Annotated in this window: 2 protein-coding genes; both read left to right on the top strand. The window is 58.9% G+C overall.

The window, feature by feature from the left end:
* Positions 1–562: aldehyde dehydrogenase family protein (locus A3754_RS03130; RefSeq protein WP_156496731.1), on the top strand; the 562-nt coding region annotated here is incomplete at its 5' end.
* Positions 563–737: 175 nt separating this feature from the next.
* The gene (locus A3754_RS03125; RefSeq protein WP_063518825.1) at positions 738–1,271 is read left to right on the top strand and encodes a twin-arginine translocation signal domain-containing protein; all 534 of its coding nucleotides are present in this window, start codon (positions 738–740) and stop codon (positions 1,269–1,271) included.
* Positions 1,272–1,374 lie beyond the last annotated feature (103 nt).

Below are 1,374 nucleotides of genomic sequence, written 5' to 3'. Positions count from 1 at the left end.
GGACTACACGGCCATCGTTAACGAGCGCCAGCTCAAACGGCTGCAAGGCTACGTCAGCGAAGCCCGCGAGAAGGGCGCCGAGGTGATTGAGATCAACCCGGCCAATGAAGACTTCAGCGGCAGCCAGAAACTGCCCCACACCATGGTGCTCAATGCCACCGACGATATGCAGATCAGCCATGACGAAATCTTCGGCCCGCTGATGATCGTGGTGCCTTACAAAACCCTGGACGACGCCATCGATTACGTGAACGAGCGCCCCCGTCCGCTGGCCCTGTACTACTTCGACTGGAACCAGGCCAACGGCGACCACGTCCTCAAGAGCACTCACTCCGGCGGCGTCTGCCTGAACGACACCATCTCCCACGTGGGCGTGGACGACATTCCCTTCGGTGGCATCGGCCCATCCGGCATGGGTGCCTACCACGGCCCGGAAGGCTTCAAGACCTTCTCCAAGGCCAAGGGCATCTACAAGAAGGGCAAGTTCAACGCCACCAAGTTTATCCTGCCGCCTTATGGCCGTGGCATGCACAAGATGATCGACAAATTCATGCTGAAATGATCAGTTTCAAGTTCAAAGTATAAAGTTTAAAAGCGCGGGAAAGGTCTTTGTCCTGGGACGACCACACCCGCGCCATTACCGTTAATCGCGGGCCAGACATTACAAGACTCAACAACCTCAACCGCGTTGTAACTTTCAACTTGCTACTTTCAACTCAAAAAAAGAAGAGTGCGCTATGGACCAGGGAATTAACCGCCGCAGCTTTCTCAAGCTGAGCGCTGCCGGCAGCGCCATGCTTGCCGCCGGTTCCAGCCTTGCCTTGCTGACCGGCTGCTCCAGCAACGATGGCCCCGCTGCGGGCTACCGCCATTTTCGCCAGCAGGACGTAGACCTGCTGACCCCACTGGTCGGCGCGGTACTGGGCCCGGCCCTGACCGCCGTCGGCGCCACCGCCAAAGACGGCATGAAAGCCTTTGACGACCTGCTCGAAGGCGGCATGCCCGGCACCCGTGCCGCCGTGCTTGAAGTTCTCGACCTGATGCAGCTCGGCGCAGCCCGCTGGTATATCACCGGCACCTGGGCCAGCTTTGCTGAGCAGAGCGAAGCAGAACTGCAACAGACACTGACCCAGTGGTCCGCCAGTGAGCGGGGCCTGTCTCGCATGGTTTTCAAAGGGCTGACCCAGCCGATGTTCATGGCCTGGTATGTGAAACCCCAGGCGGCACGCAGCACCGGTTATCCGGGGCCGCCGCAGAACGTTATCGCCTGAGCATCCGGCTTTCACCTCTACTGCACCAGCCAGTCAAGAATAAAAGGACAACGCCATGCAGGACCTGTCAAAACTCAATATCAAGGGCATCAAGGATCCGTGG

The sequence above is a fragment of the Alcanivorax sp. HI0083 genome (genome assembly GCF_001635175.1).
This window is presented reverse-complemented; position numbering and strand designations above follow the sequence as displayed.

Bases quoted from the DNA above. Each gene is read 5' to 3' on its own strand.
- A3754_RS03125 (WP_063518825.1), top strand. From the start codon at position 738: ATGGACCAGGGAATTAACCGCCGCAGCTTTCTCAAGCTGAGCGCTGCC.